17 protein-coding genes are annotated in these 16,727 nt (G+C 29.2%); 14 read left to right on the forward strand and 3 right to left on the reverse strand.

Annotated elements, in window-relative coordinates; translation table 11 throughout:
* A partial coding sequence (gene priA / locus AACZ53_RS08480) for a primosomal protein N' (protein ID WP_339837062.1) occupies window positions 1-1,576 on the forward strand: 1,576 nt, incomplete at its 5' end.
* Here the strand turns inward: priA and AACZ53_RS08485 are convergent.
* Entirely contained in the window at window positions 1,573-2,271 is a 699-nt protein-coding gene (locus AACZ53_RS08485; RefSeq protein WP_339837064.1) for a LytTR family DNA-binding domain-containing protein, read from the reverse strand. The genes priA and AACZ53_RS08485 overlap by 4 nt on opposite strands.
* A 177-nt stretch (window positions 2,272-2,448) precedes the next feature.
* On the opposite strand from AACZ53_RS08485, the gene rpsF reads away from it, so the two are divergent.
* From rpsF to ligA, 5 genes are all read left to right on the forward strand, one after another.
* On the forward strand, window positions 2,449-2,790 hold the full coding sequence (rpsF, locus tag AACZ53_RS08490) for a 30S ribosomal protein S6 (RefSeq protein ID WP_026716519.1): 342 nt from the start codon (window positions 2,449-2,451) through the stop codon (window positions 2,788-2,790).
* Between the two features lie 2 nt (window positions 2,791-2,792).
* Window positions 2,793-3,089, forward strand: coding sequence for a 30S ribosomal protein S18 (rpsR, locus tag AACZ53_RS08495; protein ID WP_339837068.1), 297 nt, complete (start codon window positions 2,793-2,795; stop codon window positions 3,087-3,089).
* 67 nt (window positions 3,090-3,156) lie between these two features.
* Window positions 3,157-3,600, forward strand: coding sequence for a 50S ribosomal protein L9 (gene rplI, locus AACZ53_RS08500; RefSeq protein ID WP_026716517.1), 444 nt, complete (start codon window positions 3,157-3,159; stop codon window positions 3,598-3,600).
* 78 nt (window positions 3,601-3,678) lie between these two features.
* Window positions 3,679-4,152, forward strand: coding sequence for a DUF6495 family protein (locus AACZ53_RS08505; protein WP_339837071.1), 474 nt, complete (start codon window positions 3,679-3,681; stop codon window positions 4,150-4,152).
* 4 nt (window positions 4,153-4,156) lie between these two features.
* Entirely contained in the window at window positions 4,157-6,157 is a 2,001-nt protein-coding gene (ligA, locus tag AACZ53_RS08510; RefSeq protein WP_339837073.1) for an NAD-dependent DNA ligase LigA, read from the forward strand.
* A 677-nt stretch (window positions 6,158-6,834) separates the two neighbouring features.
* Here the strand turns inward: ligA and AACZ53_RS08515 are convergent.
* Together AACZ53_RS08515 and AACZ53_RS08520 are read right to left on the reverse strand one after the other, a co-directional pair.
* Entirely contained in the window at window positions 6,835-7,752 is a 918-nt protein-coding gene (locus AACZ53_RS08515; protein ID WP_339837076.1) for a metallophosphatase, read from the reverse strand.
* A gap of 68 nt (window positions 7,753-7,820) precedes the next feature.
* Window positions 7,821-8,606, reverse strand: a complete 786-nt coding sequence (locus AACZ53_RS08520; protein WP_339837079.1) for a 5'-nucleotidase — start codon at window positions 8,604-8,606, stop codon at window positions 7,821-7,823.
* Between the two features lie 43 nt (window positions 8,607-8,649).
* Between AACZ53_RS08520 and AACZ53_RS08525 the strand changes: the two genes are divergently transcribed.
* The 8 genes from AACZ53_RS08525 to fabV all read left to right on the forward strand — a co-directional run bounded on the left by AACZ53_RS08525 (window position 8,650) and on the right by fabV (window position 16,355).
* The gene (locus AACZ53_RS08525) at window positions 8,650-9,168 is read left to right on the forward strand and encodes a hypothetical protein (protein WP_339837082.1); all 519 of its coding nucleotides are present in this window, start codon (window positions 8,650-8,652) and stop codon (window positions 9,166-9,168) included.
* A 1-nt stretch (window position 9,169) separates the two neighbouring features.
* The gene (dapA, locus tag AACZ53_RS08530; protein WP_339837085.1) at window positions 9,170-10,048 is read left to right on the forward strand and encodes a 4-hydroxy-tetrahydrodipicolinate synthase; all 879 of its coding nucleotides are present in this window, start codon (window positions 9,170-9,172) and stop codon (window positions 10,046-10,048) included.
* 93 nt (window positions 10,049-10,141) lie between these two features.
* A complete protein-coding gene (bamD, locus tag AACZ53_RS08535) occupies window positions 10,142-10,951 on the forward strand; it encodes an outer membrane protein assembly factor BamD (RefSeq protein ID WP_339837088.1) in 810 nt (269 codons plus the stop codon).
* Window position 10,952: 1 nt separating this feature from the next.
* Window positions 10,953-11,273: a DNA-directed RNA polymerase subunit omega gene (locus tag AACZ53_RS08540; RefSeq protein WP_026716508.1), complete on the forward strand. Its 321-nt coding sequence runs from the start codon at window positions 10,953-10,955 to the stop codon at window positions 11,271-11,273.
* Window positions 11,274-11,277: 4 nt separating this feature from the next.
* A complete protein-coding gene (gene coaBC, locus AACZ53_RS08545) occupies window positions 11,278-12,489 on the forward strand; it encodes a bifunctional phosphopantothenoylcysteine decarboxylase/phosphopantothenate--cysteine ligase CoaBC (protein ID WP_339837092.1) in 1,212 nt (403 codons plus the stop codon).
* Window positions 12,490-12,499: 10 nt separating this feature from the next.
* Complete coding sequence (locus AACZ53_RS08550) at window positions 12,500-13,390, forward strand: DUF4835 family protein (protein ID WP_339837095.1); 891 nt, start codon at window positions 12,500-12,502, stop codon at window positions 13,388-13,390.
* Between the two features lie 53 nt (window positions 13,391-13,443).
* On the forward strand, window positions 13,444-15,096 hold the full coding sequence (gene recN, locus AACZ53_RS08555) for a DNA repair protein RecN (RefSeq protein WP_339837098.1): 1,653 nt from the start codon (window positions 13,444-13,446) through the stop codon (window positions 15,094-15,096).
* A 71-nt stretch (window positions 15,097-15,167) separates the two neighbouring features.
* Window positions 15,168-16,355 carry an enoyl-ACP reductase FabV gene (gene fabV, locus AACZ53_RS08560; RefSeq protein WP_339837101.1) on the forward strand — a complete coding sequence of 396 codons (1,188 nt, stop codon included), beginning with the start codon at window positions 15,168-15,170 and terminating at the stop codon, window positions 16,353-16,355.
* The last annotated feature ends 372 nt before the right edge of the window (window positions 16,356-16,727 follow it).

Below are 16,727 nucleotides of genomic sequence, written 5' to 3' on the forward strand. Positions count from 1 at the left end.
AATAGACATTAACGATAGTATTAATGTTGCAGGTGGTGTAACAGCTTCAGGTAAAACCGAAATTTACATCAAACTTATAGAAGAACAAATCAATAAAGACAAACAAGTGTTGTTTTTGTTGCCAGAAATTGCTCTTACAACACAATTAGTCCAACGATTAGTCGCTTATTTTGGAAATCAAGTGGCTGTTTTTCATTCCAAATATTCAAATAACGAACGTATTGAAGTTTGGAATCAAGTTTTAGAAAATTCTGAAAAAGCAAAAGTCGTTATTGGTGTTCGAAGTGCTTTGTTTTTACCTTTTTCAAATTTAGGTTTAATTGTGGTTGATGAAGAACACGAACAAACTTACAAACAAGAAGCACCAGCTCCAAGATATCACGCAAGAGATTGTGCAGTGGTTTTAGCGAAACAACATCAAGCCAAAATTCTATTAGGAAGTGCAACACCAAGTTTGGAAACTTATTATAATGTAAAAACCAACAAATATAAATTAGTCGAATTAACCGAACGCTACGGAAACGTAGTTTTACCTGAAATCAAACTCATCGATTTGAAAGATAAGTATTTCAGAAAAAGAATGAACGGTCATTTTTCGGATGAATTGATTGAAGGAATTTCAAATGCATTAGAATTAGGTGAGCAAGTCATTTTATTTCAAAATAGAAGAGGATTTTCACCTTATGTCGAATGTATTACTTGTGGTCATGTACCCAATTGCCCAAGTTGTGATGTGAGTCTAACGTATTACAAACACAAAAACCAATTGCGTTGTCATTATTGTGGCTATTCAATTGCCAATCCAACCCATTGTCACGCTTGTCAATCGGTTGAATTAACTACAAAAGGTTTTGGAACAGAACAAATTGAGTTGGAGTTGAAAGCCATTTTTCCTGATAAAAATATTGGTCGAATGGATCAAGATACAACTAGAGGAAAATTTGGGTACGAAAAAATTATAGATTCATTCAAGAATAGGGAAGTAGATATATTAGTGGGAACACAAATGTTAGCCAAAGGATTGCACTTTGATAATGTGACTTTAGTTGGAATTCTAAATGCAGACAATTTATTAAATCAACCTGATTTTAGAGCTTACGAAAGAGCTTTTCAAATGATGACACAAGTAGCTGGTCGTTCTGGTCGTTCAGAAAAGAAAGGTTTGGTTATGATTCAGACTTATAATGTGTTTCACAATACGATTCAACAAGTTCTAGGTAATGATTATAGTGCAATGTTTAAGGAACAGATTTATGAACGGCAGAATTTTAAATATCCCCCATTTTATAAATTAATCAAACTGACTTTAAAGCATAAAGATTATGATAAACTAAAAGAAGGTTCCATTTGGTTGTATAATGTCTTATCGCAAAATTTACCAATGCCAATACTTGGGCCAGAAGAACCAGCTATAAGCAGAATTAGAAACCAATACATTAGAACTATCTTAATTAAGATTCCAAAAGAGAAGAATTTATCTTTAACTAAAAAAACTATCCATAAAATAATGAATAGTTTTGAGGCAATTGCGTTTTATAGAGCTATAAAAGTTACTATAAATGTAGATAATTATTAAGAAGTCTTTTTTAAGGCTTCTACTAAGTTGTCTTTTTTGTTACGACTAAGTGGAATTTTAAAGGTGTCAATTTCAGCAAATTTACTATTGAAAGTTTCCACTTTATTTATGTTTATAATATAGGATTTGTGCACTCTAATAAACTTATCAGCAGGCAAATCTTTTTCAAAAGCTTTCATAGTAGATAATACCAAATGATTATCGTCTTCAGTAATTACTTTTACATAATCACCAAAAGCTTCTATCCATCTAATTTTTGAAGTAAATATTTTTAGCTTTTTTAAATTACTTTTGATAAAGATAAAATCATCATCATCATCATTTGTTTCTTTTTTAAGAGTAAATAAATTAAAAGCTTTAGAAACGGCTAAATTAAAACGTTCTTTTGTCAAGGGTTTATGTAGATAATCCGTGGCATTATAATCGAATGCTTTAAGTGCGTATTCAGTTTTAACAGTAATAAAAATAATTTGAGGCTTAACTTTTAGGCCGTCTAAAAAATCAAAACCATTAATTACAGGCATTTCAATATCTAAAAATACTAAGTCAATATTTTTTGTTGATATACAGTTTTTGGCATCAGTTGCATTGGAAAATTCACCAACAAGATGTAAGAATTGATTTTCACTGATAAGCTTTGTTACAGTTATTCGCTGTAATGCACTATCATCAACAACTATACAGTTTAATTTCATTTATCAAGGTCATGTGTTACTACGGTGTAAATATATTGTTAATCATTATAATACACAAATTTATTCAGAAAAATAAGGGTTATATTTAAAAGCAATAAATTTTTATAGAATGTTTGTAAGTTAGTTATAAAAGACTTACTTTTGCACCCAATTTTATAACAAAATAAATTTAATAGTATGAATCATTATGAAACTGTTTTCATCTTGAATCCCGTTTTATCTGAGCAACAGATAAAGGAAACAGTTAGCAAGTTTGAAGATTTTCTTACTTCTAAAGGATCAAAGATGGTAGCCAAAGAGGACTGGGGCTTAAAAAAATTAGCTTACGAAATCCAACACAAAAAAAGTGGTTTTTATCACTTATTTCAATTTGAAGCACCTGCAGATATTCTAGTAGGTTATGAGACAGAATTTAAACGTGACGAAAGAGTTATGCGTTTTTTAACTGTATCATTAGACAAACACGCAATTTCGTGGGCAGAAAGAAGAAGAGACAAATTAAAAGCTAAATCAAACTAATTATGGCATCTTTAGAGCAATCAGCAAAAGGTAAAAAAGAGGGTGATATTAGATATCTTACTCCTTTAAATATAGATACAAACAAACAAAAGAAATATTGTCGTTTTAAAAAATCGGGTATCAAGTATATCGATTATAAAGATGCAGATTTCTTATTAAAGTTTGTTAACGAACAAGGTAAAATTTTACCACGTAGATTAACTGGAACTTCATTAAAGTACCAAAGAAAAGTATCTGTTGCAGTTAAAAGAGCAAGACATATTGCAATTATGCCATATGTGGCAGATTTAATGAAATAATATTAATAATTAAGTTGTTGGTTTTCAATTTAACGAAACCTAACTTCTATTTAAAAAGGACAACAACATGGAACTTATCTTAAAACAAGACGTTCAAAATTTAGGATTTAAAGACGATACAGTAACGGTAAAAAACGGTTACGGACGTAATTTTTTAATTCCTCAAGGATTTGCAATTTTAGCAACTCCTTCAGCTAAAAAAGTATTAGCTGAAAATTTAAAGCAAAAAGCACACAAAGAGCAAAGATTAGTGGATGATGCAAATAAAATTGCAGAAGCATTAAACGCTCTAGAAATTAAAATTTCTGCAAAAGCAGGTGGAGAAAAATTATTTGGATCTATCACAAGTGCTAATATTGCAGAAGCTTTAGCGAGTAATGGACATTCAATTGACAGAAAATTCATTTCAAGTGGAATCGTTAAACGTACTGGTAAATATTCAGCTAACGTAAGATTACACAGAGATGTAATTGTTGAATTAGCTTATGAAGTTATTGCTGATAAAGCATAATTTTCATAAATATCTATTAAAAGCCTTCCATTTTGGAGGGCTTTTTTTTTATCTTTACATTTCTATTTACACCAATTAATGAAATACGCTAGACTTACAAAAGAACAACTAGAAGAATTGCATCCTGAATTTATAAATTTCCTTGCTACCCAGACTATTGATAAAAAAGAATGGGATGAAATAAAAGAGACTAAACCTCAAATAGCCTTGCAAGAAATCGACGTTTTTTCAGATTTAATTTGGGAAAGAGCCTTAGCAAATGTCAATTTTATAGATCATTTTTCTACGAATTATATTTTTTTATTCAAATGTATTGACACTATAGTTTATTCTCTAATTATCAACACAAACAATAAAGACGTTGATTTTTTTACTAAAGAAGGTATTGATTGGTTGAGTGAGCATATGTTTTCGGATAATGTTGAAATTCAAAAAGGAAAAAAAGATATTTCACAAGATAGAAATCAAGCTCTTTTTAAAATCATTAAAGAAGGAGGAATCATAAGCAAAGGTGAATTGTATTCCAAATTAGAACATCTTATCAATAACTAGTTTTATGAGCGTTTTAGACACCATTACGAAGCTTCGTGCCGAATTAAATCAACATAATTATGACTATTATGTATTGGATAATCCTACGATTTCTGATTATGATTTTGACTTAAAGCTAAAAGAATTACAAGAATTAGAAGCTAAATATCCTGAATTTTTTGATGAAAATTCTCCTACTTTAAGAGTTGGAGGAACAATAACGAAGAATTTTGAAACGGTTATGCATGAATATAGAATGTATTCTCTTGATAACTCCTATTCTAAAGAAGACTTGCAAGATTGGGAAATACGCTGTAAAAAGATAGTAGGTGATGTTGCAATCGAATATACTTGTGAATTAAAGTATGATGGTGCATCTATAAGCATTAGTTATGAAAATGGCTTGCTTAAACGAGCAGTTACTCGTGGTGATGGTTTTCAAGGAGATGATGTAACAAATAATATTAAAACCATAAAAGCGGTTCCGATTAAATTAAAAGGAGATTATCCTGAAAAATTTGATATTCGTGGGGAAATTGTTTTGCCTTTTGCAGGATTCGAAAAGATGAATCAAGACTTAATTGAAATCGGAGAAACACCTTATTCAAATCCAAGAAATACTGCTTCTGGAAGTTTGAAGCTCCAAGACAGTGCTGAGGTTGCTAAACGTCCTTTAGATTGTTTATTGTATTCAATAATTGGAAATAATTTAGATTTAACCACACAAAATGAAGCTTTACAAAAAGCGAGAGATTGGGGATTTAAAGTCCCAAATCAATCCAAATTAGCTAAAAATTTAGAAGAAGTTTTTCAGTTTATTGATTATTGGGATACGCATCGTCACAATTTGCCATATGAAACTGATGGAGTGGTTGTGAAAGTAAATTTAATTCAATACCAAAACGAATTGGATTATACAGCCAAATCACCTCGTTGGGCAATGGCTTATAAGTTTAAATCGGAACAAGTCAGTACAATTTTAAATTCTATTTCTTATCAAGTTGGTCGAACTGGAGCAATAACACCAGTTGCAAATTTAGAACCAGTACAATTAGCTGGAACCATTGTTAAAAGAGCCTCCTTGCACAATGCGGATCAAATTAAAAAATTAGATGTTCGAGTTGAAGATACTGTTTTTGTTGAAAAAGGAGGAGAAATTATCCCTAAAATTATTGCTGTTGATTTGACGCAAAGAAAACCAAATTCAGAACCAACAAAATACATTTCCAATTGTCCAGAATGTAATACAGAATTAGTCAGAATTGAAGGTGAAGCAAATCATTATTGTCCAAATTTTTATGGTTGTCCACCACAAATTATAGGAAGAATTCAGCATTATATTTCTCGAAAAGCAATGGATATTGAAGGTCTTGGTGGAGAAACTGTAGCTTTACTTTTTAATGCGGGTTTAGTTTCTAATTATGCTGATTTGTATGAATTGCAAAAAGAGCAAATTATTCCATTAGAACGAATGGCAGAAAAGTCAGCCGAAAACTTGGTAAAAGGTGTTCAAGATTCTAAAAACGTGCCTTTTGAAAGAGTTTTATATGCTTTGGGAATTAGATATGTTGGTGAAACAGTAGCCAAAAAATTAGCTAAACATTATGAAAATATTGACGCTATTGCTAAGGCAAGTTTAATGGATTTAGTTTTAGTTGATGAAATTGGTGAAAAAATTGCACAAAGTGTTGTGTTATTTTTTGAAAATCAAGAAAATAGGCTTATTATTGAAAGATTAAAAAATTACGGTGTTCAATTAGAAATCAATGCTGAAAATGACACAAGTCTTTCTGATAAATTAACAGGAAAAATATTTGTTGTTTCAGGTGTTTTTGAGATTTATTCTAGAGATGATCTTAAAAAAGCTATAGAAGCTAACGGTGGAAAAGTAGGTAGTTCGATTTCTTCTAAAACCGATTATGTTATTGCCGGTGATAATATGGGACCATCAAAATTAGAAAAAGCAAATAAATTAAATGTTCCAATTATAAATGAATTTCAATTTAATGACTTATTAAATGGATAATGCTCGACTATTAAATTTATATTTCAGTTTGGTTATATTTCAATTTATTTCAATTTATTTTGAATTAGATTTTTTACATATTGTAATAAATGTTTTAACAGCACCTACCATTTTATTAATTTACCTTAGAATGATTAAATTTAATTTTAAGTGGTATTTTATTATAGTATTAATTTCTTTGTATTTTACTGATTTATTTCATTTGTTAACTGAACCTGATATTAATAATATGTTTTGTGTTTTTTTAAATGCAATAGCTTATTTTGTTTTAACTATTTTTATTTTTAAAACAATGAAATTTAAAAATTTAAGGGAATTAGACTTTATATTTTACTTGTCTTTTAGTATTGTTTTTTTACTCTTTCTGTATGTTGTTTGGGTAGTAAATGACATGTTGATTGTTCAAAACGTGAAGCATTATCCGTTGTTTTTTCTTTATTCTATGCTCGTTTTTGTTATGAGTGTTTTATTAACAATAAAATATATTGTTAATCCAAATAGAGTTAATACAAATCTTCAAGTCATTGTTGTTTGCTTTGTTGTAAATGATGTTTTCTATGTTTTTTATGTTTTTTATAATGAAATACATGTGTTGAAATACATGGTTTTTCTGCCACAACTATTAGTTTACTATTTTTTACTTAGTTATGAATTAAATAGAAATAAAATATTTGAAATTAAATAACAATGTTTTTTGTTTGATCTGCATATTTTTCATCTTTTGAAAAATAAAAATCTATTCTTCCAAGATTAATACCATAACAGCCAACTTGATTAATTAACACATCTTTACCAGCTGTATTTTTTTCGATTACTGGTTTGTCTAAAAAAGTATGGGTATGTCCACCAATAATTAAATCAATATCTTTTGTTTGTTGGGCTAAAAGGACATCACAAATTTTATTGGGTTCGCTTTTGTATTTAAAACCAAGATGTGAAAGGCAAATAATCAAATCACATTTTTCTACTTCTTTTAATTGACGAACAATATCTTTTGTAACATCTACAGGATTGTTGTAAACCGTTTCTTTGTAAAGTTTTTTATCAACCAATCCTTCTAATTCTACTCCTAAACCAAAAACCCCAATCTTTAAACCAGCTTTTTTAAAGGTTTTATAAGGTTTTACAATGCCGTCTAAAATGGTATTTTTAAAATCATAATTAGCCGAGACGAAATCAAATTTTGCATGAGGTAATTGCGAATAAAAACCATCAATTCCATTATCAAAATCATGATTCCCTAAAGTTGCTAAATCATATTGCATCATGCTCATTATTTTGAACTCCAATTCGCCACCATAATAGTTAAAATAAGGTGTTCCTTGAAAAATATCACCAGCATCTAGTAGCAATACATTATCTTCTTCTTTTCTAATTTTGTCAATTACCGTAGCTCTTCGGGCAGCACCAGCTTGATTTGGATTTCTTGGGTCATCCGCAGGAAATGGATCAATATGACTATGTGTATCATTAGTATGAAGAATAGTCAGTTTTTTGATGGTATCAACAGAATCAAAACTAGTTAAAGACAACCCTCCAAAAGTCAATAGACTCGAAGTAGCTGCTGTATTTTTTATAAATGCTCTTCTTTTCATTAGTACTGAATTTATTTCAGCATCTTATGTTGCTGAAAATTATATAAATAGTATGTTATTTTGTAATTCTAATTTTCCTCAACTACGCTTTTTTCTAAATACATTTCAAGGGTGTCAACTTTGTTGAAATAATCAATAAGTAGGTTTCTTATTTTATAATCTAAATCGTATTTTTCTTGACTTTCCACAAAAAAAGACATATTGTCGCCTCCGTTAGCTAAATAATCAGATGTTGCTACGTAGTAAATTCTTGAATTATCAATAGGTTCATTGTTAATTTCAAGTTTTGTGATTTCAAGGTTTTTGTTTACATATATTTTTAAACCATGTAACGGGTGTGGTTTTCTTTCTTTAATGAAATAATCAGCTAATTCCTTAATTTTTAAACCTGACAAACCAACAACAATTACACTATTTTCAAATGGCATAACATTGTAAGCAGTCCTTGAGGTTACATTGCCTTTGGGTATAATGGAACGAATTCCACCATGGTTTAAAAGACAAATATCAATAGATTTATTTGTTCTTTTTTCAAATATTGGATTGGCTAGATTACTTGTAATATTTGCTAAAAATGACCCAATATTTGTTTCCCATTTTCCATTGCTTTTTTCTAAAGTTTCTGGACAATATGCTAAAACACTATCTAAGTCTTTAGTGATATGTGTTCTGAAAGGTGTTATAAATTTTTCAATTTCACTATCAGTATCATTTTTTTCATTGATGTTTATTTTCGAACCTTTGACTTCGTAATTATAATAGTTTTTTGATTTACAAGAAACTAGACTTATAAATGTTAATAATATAACAAAATAGGCTGAAAATGCGTTAATCTTTTTTACTTTTACCCTCATAATCTGAGATGAATAATTTAATTTTGTAGTTGGTAAAAATACTATGTTTTATAGAACTATTAAAGATTTTTTGGTAAAAAAGAATGTTAATAAATTGTTAGCTTCAGGTTTACCAGCAGTTAACAAAGAACCAGTAAAAACAATTGGTGTTCTTGTTGATGGAATTCATTTTTTGGATAAAGATAAATTGGTTAATGAATTTAAAAAATATACCAACGGACAATTTAAAGTGAACTTACTGGTTTATAGGAAAAAGCCAAAGAAAGACGAAAGTATAGAATATCCTTATTATACAAAAAATGATATAGGTTTTACCGGAAGTTTTTCTAAAGGAGAAATTGATAATTTTACAGCTTTTCCCTTTGATTTATTGGTAAGTTATTATGATATAAGTAATGCTAATTTAGAGTTGATTACAGCTTCATCAAAAGCTAAATTTAAGGTAGGATTTGCTTCAGTAAATAAAGATTTAAACCATTTTTTTATTAACACTTTTGTAGAAAAACACATTGATTTTACTCAAGTTTTGTTTGATTATTTAAAAATTTTAAAAAAGATATAATATGCATATGTTTGTAGGAACTGGTGTTGCATTGGTCACACCATTTAGAAAAGATTTTTCAGTTGATACTGATGCTTTATCTCAAATTGTGAATTTCGTAATTGATGGTGGAGTTGAATATTTAGTTGTTTTAGGTACAACTGCAGAATCGGCAACATTAAATAAAACAGAAAAAGATTTAGTTATAGAAACTATTAAAGAAGCCAATGCAGGAAGATTACCTTTGGTTTTAGGTGTAGGAGGAAATAATACTTTAGAAGTTGTAGAAGAATTACAAACTAGAGATTTTACTGGTTTTTCAGCAGTTTTGTCAGTTTCACCATATTATAATAAACCAACACAAGAAGGAATATATCAGCATTTTAAAAAGGTTGCAGAAGCTTCGCCACTTCCAATAATTTTATATAATGTTCCTGGAAGAACAGGAAGTAATATGTTGCCATCAACAGTTTTAAGATTAGCAAATGATTTTAGAAATGTAATTGCTTTAAAAGAAGCAGCTGGAGATATTGTTCAAGCTATGAAATTAATTCAAAATAAACCAAAAGATTTTCTAGTGATTTCTGGAGATGATATGATTACATTACCAATGGTTTTAGCAGGTGGAGCAGGAGTGATTTCTGTAATTGGGCAAGGTTTTCCAAAAGAATTTTCTGAATTGGTTCGATTAGGATTGCAAAGAAAAGCGAATGAAGCATATGAATTGCATTACAAATTAGCCGATTCAATTGATATGATTTTTGAACAAGGCAATCCAGCCGGAATTAAAGAAGTCTTTAAATCTAGAGGTTTGTCAGAAAACACAGTTCGATTACCTTTGGTCAGTGTAGATGATAACTTGGCTAAAAGATTAGATGATTTTACCAAAAACATAAGCTAAAAAAGATTTTTATACTCCATAAATATTCCCTAAATTTGCCGACTGCTTTTTATGGTCTATCAATTTAGAACTTAATAAGTTAAAAAAACATTGATGAATAAAATAATTTACATACTTCTTATCGCATTTGCTTTTGGCTCATGTAGTGAATATCAAAAAGCATTAAAATCTGATGACTTAGCTGTTAAAACAAAATTAGCGGCTGATTATTATGAAAGTGGAAAGTACAAAAAAACGATTGCTTTATTAGAGCAAGCTAGTCCTTCTTTAAGAGGGAAGCCTAATGCAGAGAAAATATTTTACATGCTTTCAAAATCGTATTACGAAACAGAGCAGTATTATTTAGCAGGTTATGCCTTTGAAAGTTTTGCATCAAACTATCCTAAGAGTGAAAAGAGAGAAGAAGCAGCTTTTTTAGGAGCAAAATGTTTTTATACTAAATCGCCAAGATATAGCTTAGATCAAACAGATACATACAAAGCATTAGAAAAATTACAAAGCTTTATTGATACTTATCCAAAATCAGATTATATGCCAATGGCAAATGTCTTGGTTAAAGAATTAACAGATAAATTAGAAAAAAAAGCATTTGAAAATGCTAAACAATATAACTCAATTGCTGAATATTATAGAGATTTTAATGCGCCAATAAAAGTATTAGATAATTTTTTAGCTGATTATCCTGGAACAAAGTATAAAGAAGATGCTCTTTATTATAAATTTGACACATTGTATCAATATGCATTAAACAGTATTGATTCAAAAAAACAAGAACGTTTGACTAATGCTAAACTAGCTTATGAAACGCTATTGAAATTTAGAAGTGATACTAAATACAAAGAAACTGCTGATAAACAATTAGTAGAAATTGAAAAAGAATTAACGCTATATTCAAATAATTAAGATGGATTTAAAGAAAACAACTGCTCCAGTAAACACAGTTACTTACAACAAGAATGAAATTGAAGCTCCAACAGGAAATGTGTATGAAGCTATTACAATTATCTCAAAAAGAGCTAATCAAATCAATGCTGACATTAAAAAGGAGTTAATTGAAAAGTTAGAAGAATTTGCAACTTACAATGACAGTTTAGAAGAAATCTTCGAAAACAAAGAACAAATTGAGGTTTCAAAATTTTACGAAAAATTACCAAAAGCACACGCTTTAGCTGTTCAAGAATGGTTAGAAGGTAAAATCTATTACAGAGATTCAAAAAATCAATAAAAATATGTCTGTTTTAAGCGGTAAAAAAATCTTACTAGGTATTTCTGGTGGAATTGCTGCCTACAAAACAGCGTCTTTAGTTAGACTCTTCATAAAAGCAGGTGCTCAAGTACAAGTTGTAATGACACCTGCTTCTAAAGATTTTGTTACTCCTTTAACATTATCTACCTTATCTAAAAATCCAGTTTATACCAGTTTTTATAATGAAGATGACGAAAATGCAATGTGGAACAACCATGTTGATTTAGGTCTCTGGGCAGATTATATGGTCATTGCACCAGCAACTGCCAATACATTATCCAAAATGGCTAACGGAACTTGTGATAATCTATTATTAGCTACATATCTTTCTGCAAAATGTCCTGTTTATTTTGCTCCAGCAATGGATTTAGATATGTATAAACATCCTTCAACTTTAGCTAGTTTTGAAAAATTAGCTAGTTTTAAAAACAAAATAATTCCTGCTGAAAGCGGTGAATTAGCTAGTGGATTATCCGGAGAAGGAAGAATGGCTGAGCCTGAAAACATTATTTTATTTTTAGAAAAAGATATTGAAAGCAAATTGCCTTTAAAAGGAAAAAAAATACTTATCACAGCCGGTCCAACTTATGAAGCCATTGATCCTGTTCGTTTTATAGGAAATCATTCTTCTGGAAAAATGGGTTATGATATTGCTTTCGAAGCAGCTCAATTAGGTGCTAAAGTAATTTTAGTTTCTGGTCCTTCCAATCAAACTATGAACCATCATTTGGTTGAATTGATAAAAGTAACTTCAGCTCAAGAAATGTATGATGCTTGTCAACTTAACTTTTCGAATGTAGACGTAGCTATTGCTGCTGCTGCTGTTGCGGATTATCGTCCAAAAAATGTGGCTTCCCAAAAAATAAAAAAGAACGATTCTACGTTAACTATAGAGTTAGAGAAGACAAAAGATATTTTAGCTTCTTTAGGAGTACAAAAGAAAAATCAATTTTTAATAGGTTTTGCATTAGAAACTGAAAACGAAATTGAAAATGCAAAAGCGAAAATTCAGAAAAAAAACTTAGATTTGATAGTTCTTAATTCATTAAATGATGAAGGAGCTGGTTTTGGTAAACCAACAAATAAAGTTACTTTTATTGACAAAAATTTTTCAATAGAACCAGTAGAATTAAAATCTAAAGAAGAAGTTGCACAAGATATCATAGAAAAGGTAGTGCATTATTTTCAAAAATAAAATACATAAAATGAAGAAATTAACATTTATAGTTGCCTTTTTAATCCTAGTTTGTAACGCTAATGCGCAAGAGTTAAAAGCTACTGTTACAATTAATTATGATAGAGTAACGAATGTTAATACACAAATATTTAAAACCCTTCAAACGCAAATGACGGAGTTTTTAAATAACACAAAATTTACCAATCAAGAATATGAGCAAAACGAGAAAGTTGAATGTTCTTTTTTCTTAAATATTGCGTCTTATGATTCAAATAATTTTGGAGCGACACTACAATTACAATCTTCAAGACCAATATTTAATTCTAGTTATACTTCGCCAATTGTTAATTTTAACGATAATGATGTGAATTTTAGATATATTGAATATGAGAATTTTATTTACGATCCAAATAGTTATACTTCAAATTTAATTTCAATTTTGGCTTATTATGCTAATGTTGTTATAGGATTAGACAAAGATTCATTTGAAGAGATGGGCGGTACAAAACAATTAGAAATTGCGTCTGGAATCATGAATTTAGCACAATCAAGTGGTTATGGTGGTTGGAGTCAATCAGATGCAAAATACAATAACAGATATTATATTATTTCAGATATATTGTCTAGTACTTATTCACCTTACAGAAAAGCATTATACGAATACCATTTAAAAGGATTAGATTTAATGGCTGAAGATCAAAAAGCAGCTAAAGAAAAAATACTTGAATCCATTAAAACTATCTCTCAAATTAATAAGGTAAGACCAAATGCGTTGTTAACTAGAACTTTTTTTGATGCAAAATCAGATGAAATCGTAAGCGTTTTTTCTGGTGGACCAACAATGCCAAACAATGAATTATTAGAAATATTAAATAAAATTTCGCCTCTTAATTCAAGTAAATGGAATAAAATTAGATAAGCGTTTTTAAGTCTTATCTTTTTGCTTAAATTTGAAGCTTATTTACAAACTACATGCTTCAATCGTTATATATTAAAAACTACGCACTTATAGAATCGTTAGAGATTAATTTCTCTACAAATTTCTCTATTATTACTGGTGAAACTGGTGCAGGAAAATCTATTTTATTAGGTGCTTTAGGTTTGGTTTTAGGAAATAGAGCTGACTTATCTTCGCTGAAGGATAAAGAACAGAAATGCATTATTGAAGCTCATTTTTCTGTTTTAAATTATAATTTAAAGGAATTGTTTGAATCTTTGAATTTAGATTATGAGGACAATACAATAATTAGAAGAGAAATTTTGCCTTCAGGAAAATCACGTGCTTTTGTAAATGATAGTCCAGTTAATTTGCAAGAACTACAAGAATTAGGAAATTATCTTATTGATATTCATTCGCAATTTCAAACAAGAAATATAATTAATGAAGAATATCAAATTGATTTATTAGATAAAGTGGCTACTAATGAAAGTATCATTTATAATTTTCAAGCTGAATTAAAAAAGCACAAAGCTTTTCAATCCGAATTAAAGAAAATTGTAGCTGAAAAAGAAACTTTAGGAAAAGAACAAGAGTACAATCTATTTTTATTTGAAGAATTAGAAAAAGCAAAATTAAAAGTTGGAGAACAAGAAGAGCTAGAAATAGAATCAGAAAAACTAAACAATGTTGAATTTTTAAAGGAGAATATAAGTAGAGTTATAGCTATTTCGAACCAAGAAGAAATTGGACTTTTAGCTAATTTAAAAGAAGTAAAATCGAGTTTACAAAAGATTGCTTTAATTTCATCTGAATTCAATGATTTACATGAAAGAATTACCGTTTCTTTAATCGAAATAGAAGATATTATTGCAGAAAATGAATCGTTAGCCGAAAAACTAATTGATGATCCAAGCAGAACAGAATTGGTAAATAATAAGTTGCAAGCTATTTATGATTTACAAAAGAAGCATCAAGCTAATTCAATAGAAGAACTGCTTCAAGTTCAAGAAAATCTAGAACAAAAAGTAGTTAAGTTTGACGATATTGATTCATTAATTAAAAAGCTAGAAAGCCAAATTTCAATTTCTAAAGAAACGTTAGATAAACAAGCTTCAATAATTACACAAGCCAGACAAAAAGCTTCTAAAATATTTATTATTCAAATCACTCAAATCATAACGCAATTAGGAATGCCTGATGCGCAATTTGAGTTTGAAATTACACCAACGGAAAGCTATAATAAATTTGGAAAAGATCAAATTAACTTATTGTTTTCAGCCAATAAAGGTTCAAAATTAGAACCTATTAAAAAAGTAGCTTCTGGTGGAGAAATGTCTAGAATAATGTTGTCAATTAAAGCTGTTTTAACAGATTATTCAAAATTACCAACCATAATTTTTGACGAAATTGACACAGGAGTTTCAGGTGAAATTGCTTTAAAAATGGCAGAAATCATGAAAATAATGAGTAATAAAATGCAAGTTTTTGCGATTACACATTTACCTCAAATTGCTTCTAAAGGAAATCAGCATTACAAAGTGTTTAAAGTCACACAGAACAACGATACAATTTCAGAGATTAAGTTGTTAACAGATGACGAAAGAGTAGTGGAAATTGCTGAAATGCTGTCAGGTAAAGATATTTCTGAATCAGCAATCAATCACGCAAAAGCATTGTTGAATTAATATATTCATTTATATTTGTCTAACAAATTAAATTTCACAACATATAAACTAAATAATAAAAAAATAAAAAGATGATAATTGAACCAAGAATGAGAGGATTTATTTGTTTAACAGCTCATCCAAAAGGCTGCGAACAAAATGTAAAAAATCAAATTGAATATATAAAATCAAAAGGAAAAATTGATGGAGCAAAGAAAGTATTAGTAATTGGTGCTTCAACAGGATTTGGTTTGGCTTCAAGAATTTCAAGTGCTTTTGGTTCAGATGCATCTACAATTGGAGTTTTCTTTGAAAAACCACCATCAGAAGGAAAAACAGCTTCACCAGGTTGGTATAATTCGGCTGCTTTTGAACAAGAAGCCACTAAAGCTGGTTTATATGCAAAAAGTATAAATGGCGATGCTTTTTCTGATGAAGTTAAAAGACAAACTTTAGACATGATTAAAGCGGATTTAGGTCAAGTTGATTTAGTGATTTATAGTTTAGCTTCACCCTTAAGAATGCATCCAAAAACTGGAGTTTTACATCGTTCGACTTTAAAACCTATTGGACAAAATTTCACAAACAAAACGGTTGATTTTCATACAGGAAACGTAACACAAGTTTCAATTGATCCGGCTAATCAAGAAGATATAGATAATACGGTTACCGTAATGGGTGGAGAAGATTGGGCTATGTGGATGGAAGCTTTAAAAAGTGAAAATTTATTAGCTGATGGAGCAACAACTATTGCTTATTCATATATTGGCCCATCATTAACAGAACCAGTTTATAGAAAAGGAACCATTGGTCGTGCAAAAGATCATTTAGAAGCTACTGCTTTTGAGATTACAGATAATTTAAAAGACCTTAACGGGAAAGCTTATGTTTCTGTAAATAAAGCATTAGTTACTCAAGCAAGTTCGGCAATTCCAGTTATACCTTTATATATATCGTTACTGTATAAATTAATGAAAGAAGAAGGAATTCATGAAGGTTGTATTGAACAAATCCAACGTTTATACGCTGATAGAGTTTTTACAGGAAAAGAAATTCCATTAGATGACAAAGGAAGAATTAGAATTGATGATTGGGAAATGCGTGATGACATTCAAGAAAAAATTACAGTGCTATGGGAAAAAGCTACTACAGAAAACTTATCTGAAATTGGAGATTTAGCAGGTTACAAACAAGACTTCTTAAATTTATTTGGCTTTGGCTTTGAAGGTGTAGATTATTCTGCTGACGCTAATGAAATGGTACAAGTACCAAGTATTTAAAAATATTTTTTATTTTATTATAAAAACTCGCAATCAACATTGCGAGTTTTTTTATAACATTTTTTTATTATTATGTTATTAAATTCAATTATTGATGTTTTATTAAATTTAGAGATTGTTTTATAATAATATCTACTATACTTTTATCAAATAATTGTTATAAAGCAAAGTTTTTTTTGAAATATTACCGTTAACTCTTTGTTAACTTATTAATATTATTTTAAAAACTTTTTTTGTAAAACACAAAACATCAAATATTTATGAAAAAAATTACCTTCTGGATTTTTGCATTATTTGCTTTTAGTCAAATGAATGCTCAATTATGGACTATAAATTCGTGTTCCAATTTAGGAACGACTACTTATGGGCCAA

Origin of the sequence: uncultured Flavobacterium sp. (assembly GCF_963975005.1) — a bacterium.
Classification (GTDB): Bacteria; Bacteroidota; Bacteroidia; order Flavobacteriales; family Flavobacteriaceae; genus Flavobacterium.

Excerpts from the sequence above, each read along its gene's own strand:
- AACZ53_RS08540 (WP_026716508.1), top strand. The coding sequence starts at position 10,953 with ATGGATTTAAAGAAAACAACTGCTCCAGTAAACACAGTTACTTACAAC.
- ligA (WP_339837073.1), top strand. The coding sequence starts at position 4,157 with ATGAGCGTTTTAGACACCATTACGAAGCTTCGTGCCGAATTAAATCAA.
- AACZ53_RS08515 (WP_339837076.1), bottom strand. The coding sequence starts at position 7,752 with ATGAAAAGAAGAGCATTTATAAAAAATACAGCAGCTACTTCGAGTCTA.
- coaBC (WP_339837092.1), top strand. The coding sequence starts at position 11,278 with ATGTCTGTTTTAAGCGGTAAAAAAATCTTACTAGGTATTTCTGGTGGA.
- AACZ53_RS08550 (WP_339837095.1), top strand. The coding sequence starts at position 12,500 with ATGAAGAAATTAACATTTATAGTTGCCTTTTTAATCCTAGTTTGTAAC.
- rpsF (WP_026716519.1), top strand. The coding sequence starts at position 2,449 with ATGAATCATTATGAAACTGTTTTCATCTTGAATCCCGTTTTATCTGAG.
- AACZ53_RS08505 (WP_339837071.1), top strand. The coding sequence starts at position 3,679 with ATGAAATACGCTAGACTTACAAAAGAACAACTAGAAGAATTGCATCCT.
- rpsR (WP_339837068.1), top strand. The coding sequence starts at position 2,793 with ATGGCATCTTTAGAGCAATCAGCAAAAGGTAAAAAAGAGGGTGATATT.
- AACZ53_RS08485 (WP_339837064.1), bottom strand. The coding sequence starts at position 2,271 with ATGAAATTAAACTGTATAGTTGTTGATGATAGTGCATTACAGCGAATA.
- bamD (WP_339837088.1), top strand. The coding sequence starts at position 10,142 with ATGAATAAAATAATTTACATACTTCTTATCGCATTTGCTTTTGGCTCA.
- rplI (WP_026716517.1), top strand. The coding sequence starts at position 3,157 with ATGGAACTTATCTTAAAACAAGACGTTCAAAATTTAGGATTTAAAGAC.
- dapA (WP_339837085.1), top strand. The coding sequence starts at position 9,170 with ATGCATATGTTTGTAGGAACTGGTGTTGCATTGGTCACACCATTTAGA.
- AACZ53_RS08525 (WP_339837082.1), top strand. The coding sequence starts at position 8,650 with ATGTTTTATAGAACTATTAAAGATTTTTTGGTAAAAAAGAATGTTAAT.
- recN (WP_339837098.1), top strand. The coding sequence starts at position 13,444 with ATGCTTCAATCGTTATATATTAAAAACTACGCACTTATAGAATCGTTA.
- fabV (WP_339837101.1), top strand. The coding sequence starts at position 15,168 with ATGATAATTGAACCAAGAATGAGAGGATTTATTTGTTTAACAGCTCAT.
- AACZ53_RS08520 (WP_339837079.1), bottom strand. The coding sequence starts at position 8,606 with ATGAGGGTAAAAGTAAAAAAGATTAACGCATTTTCAGCCTATTTTGTT.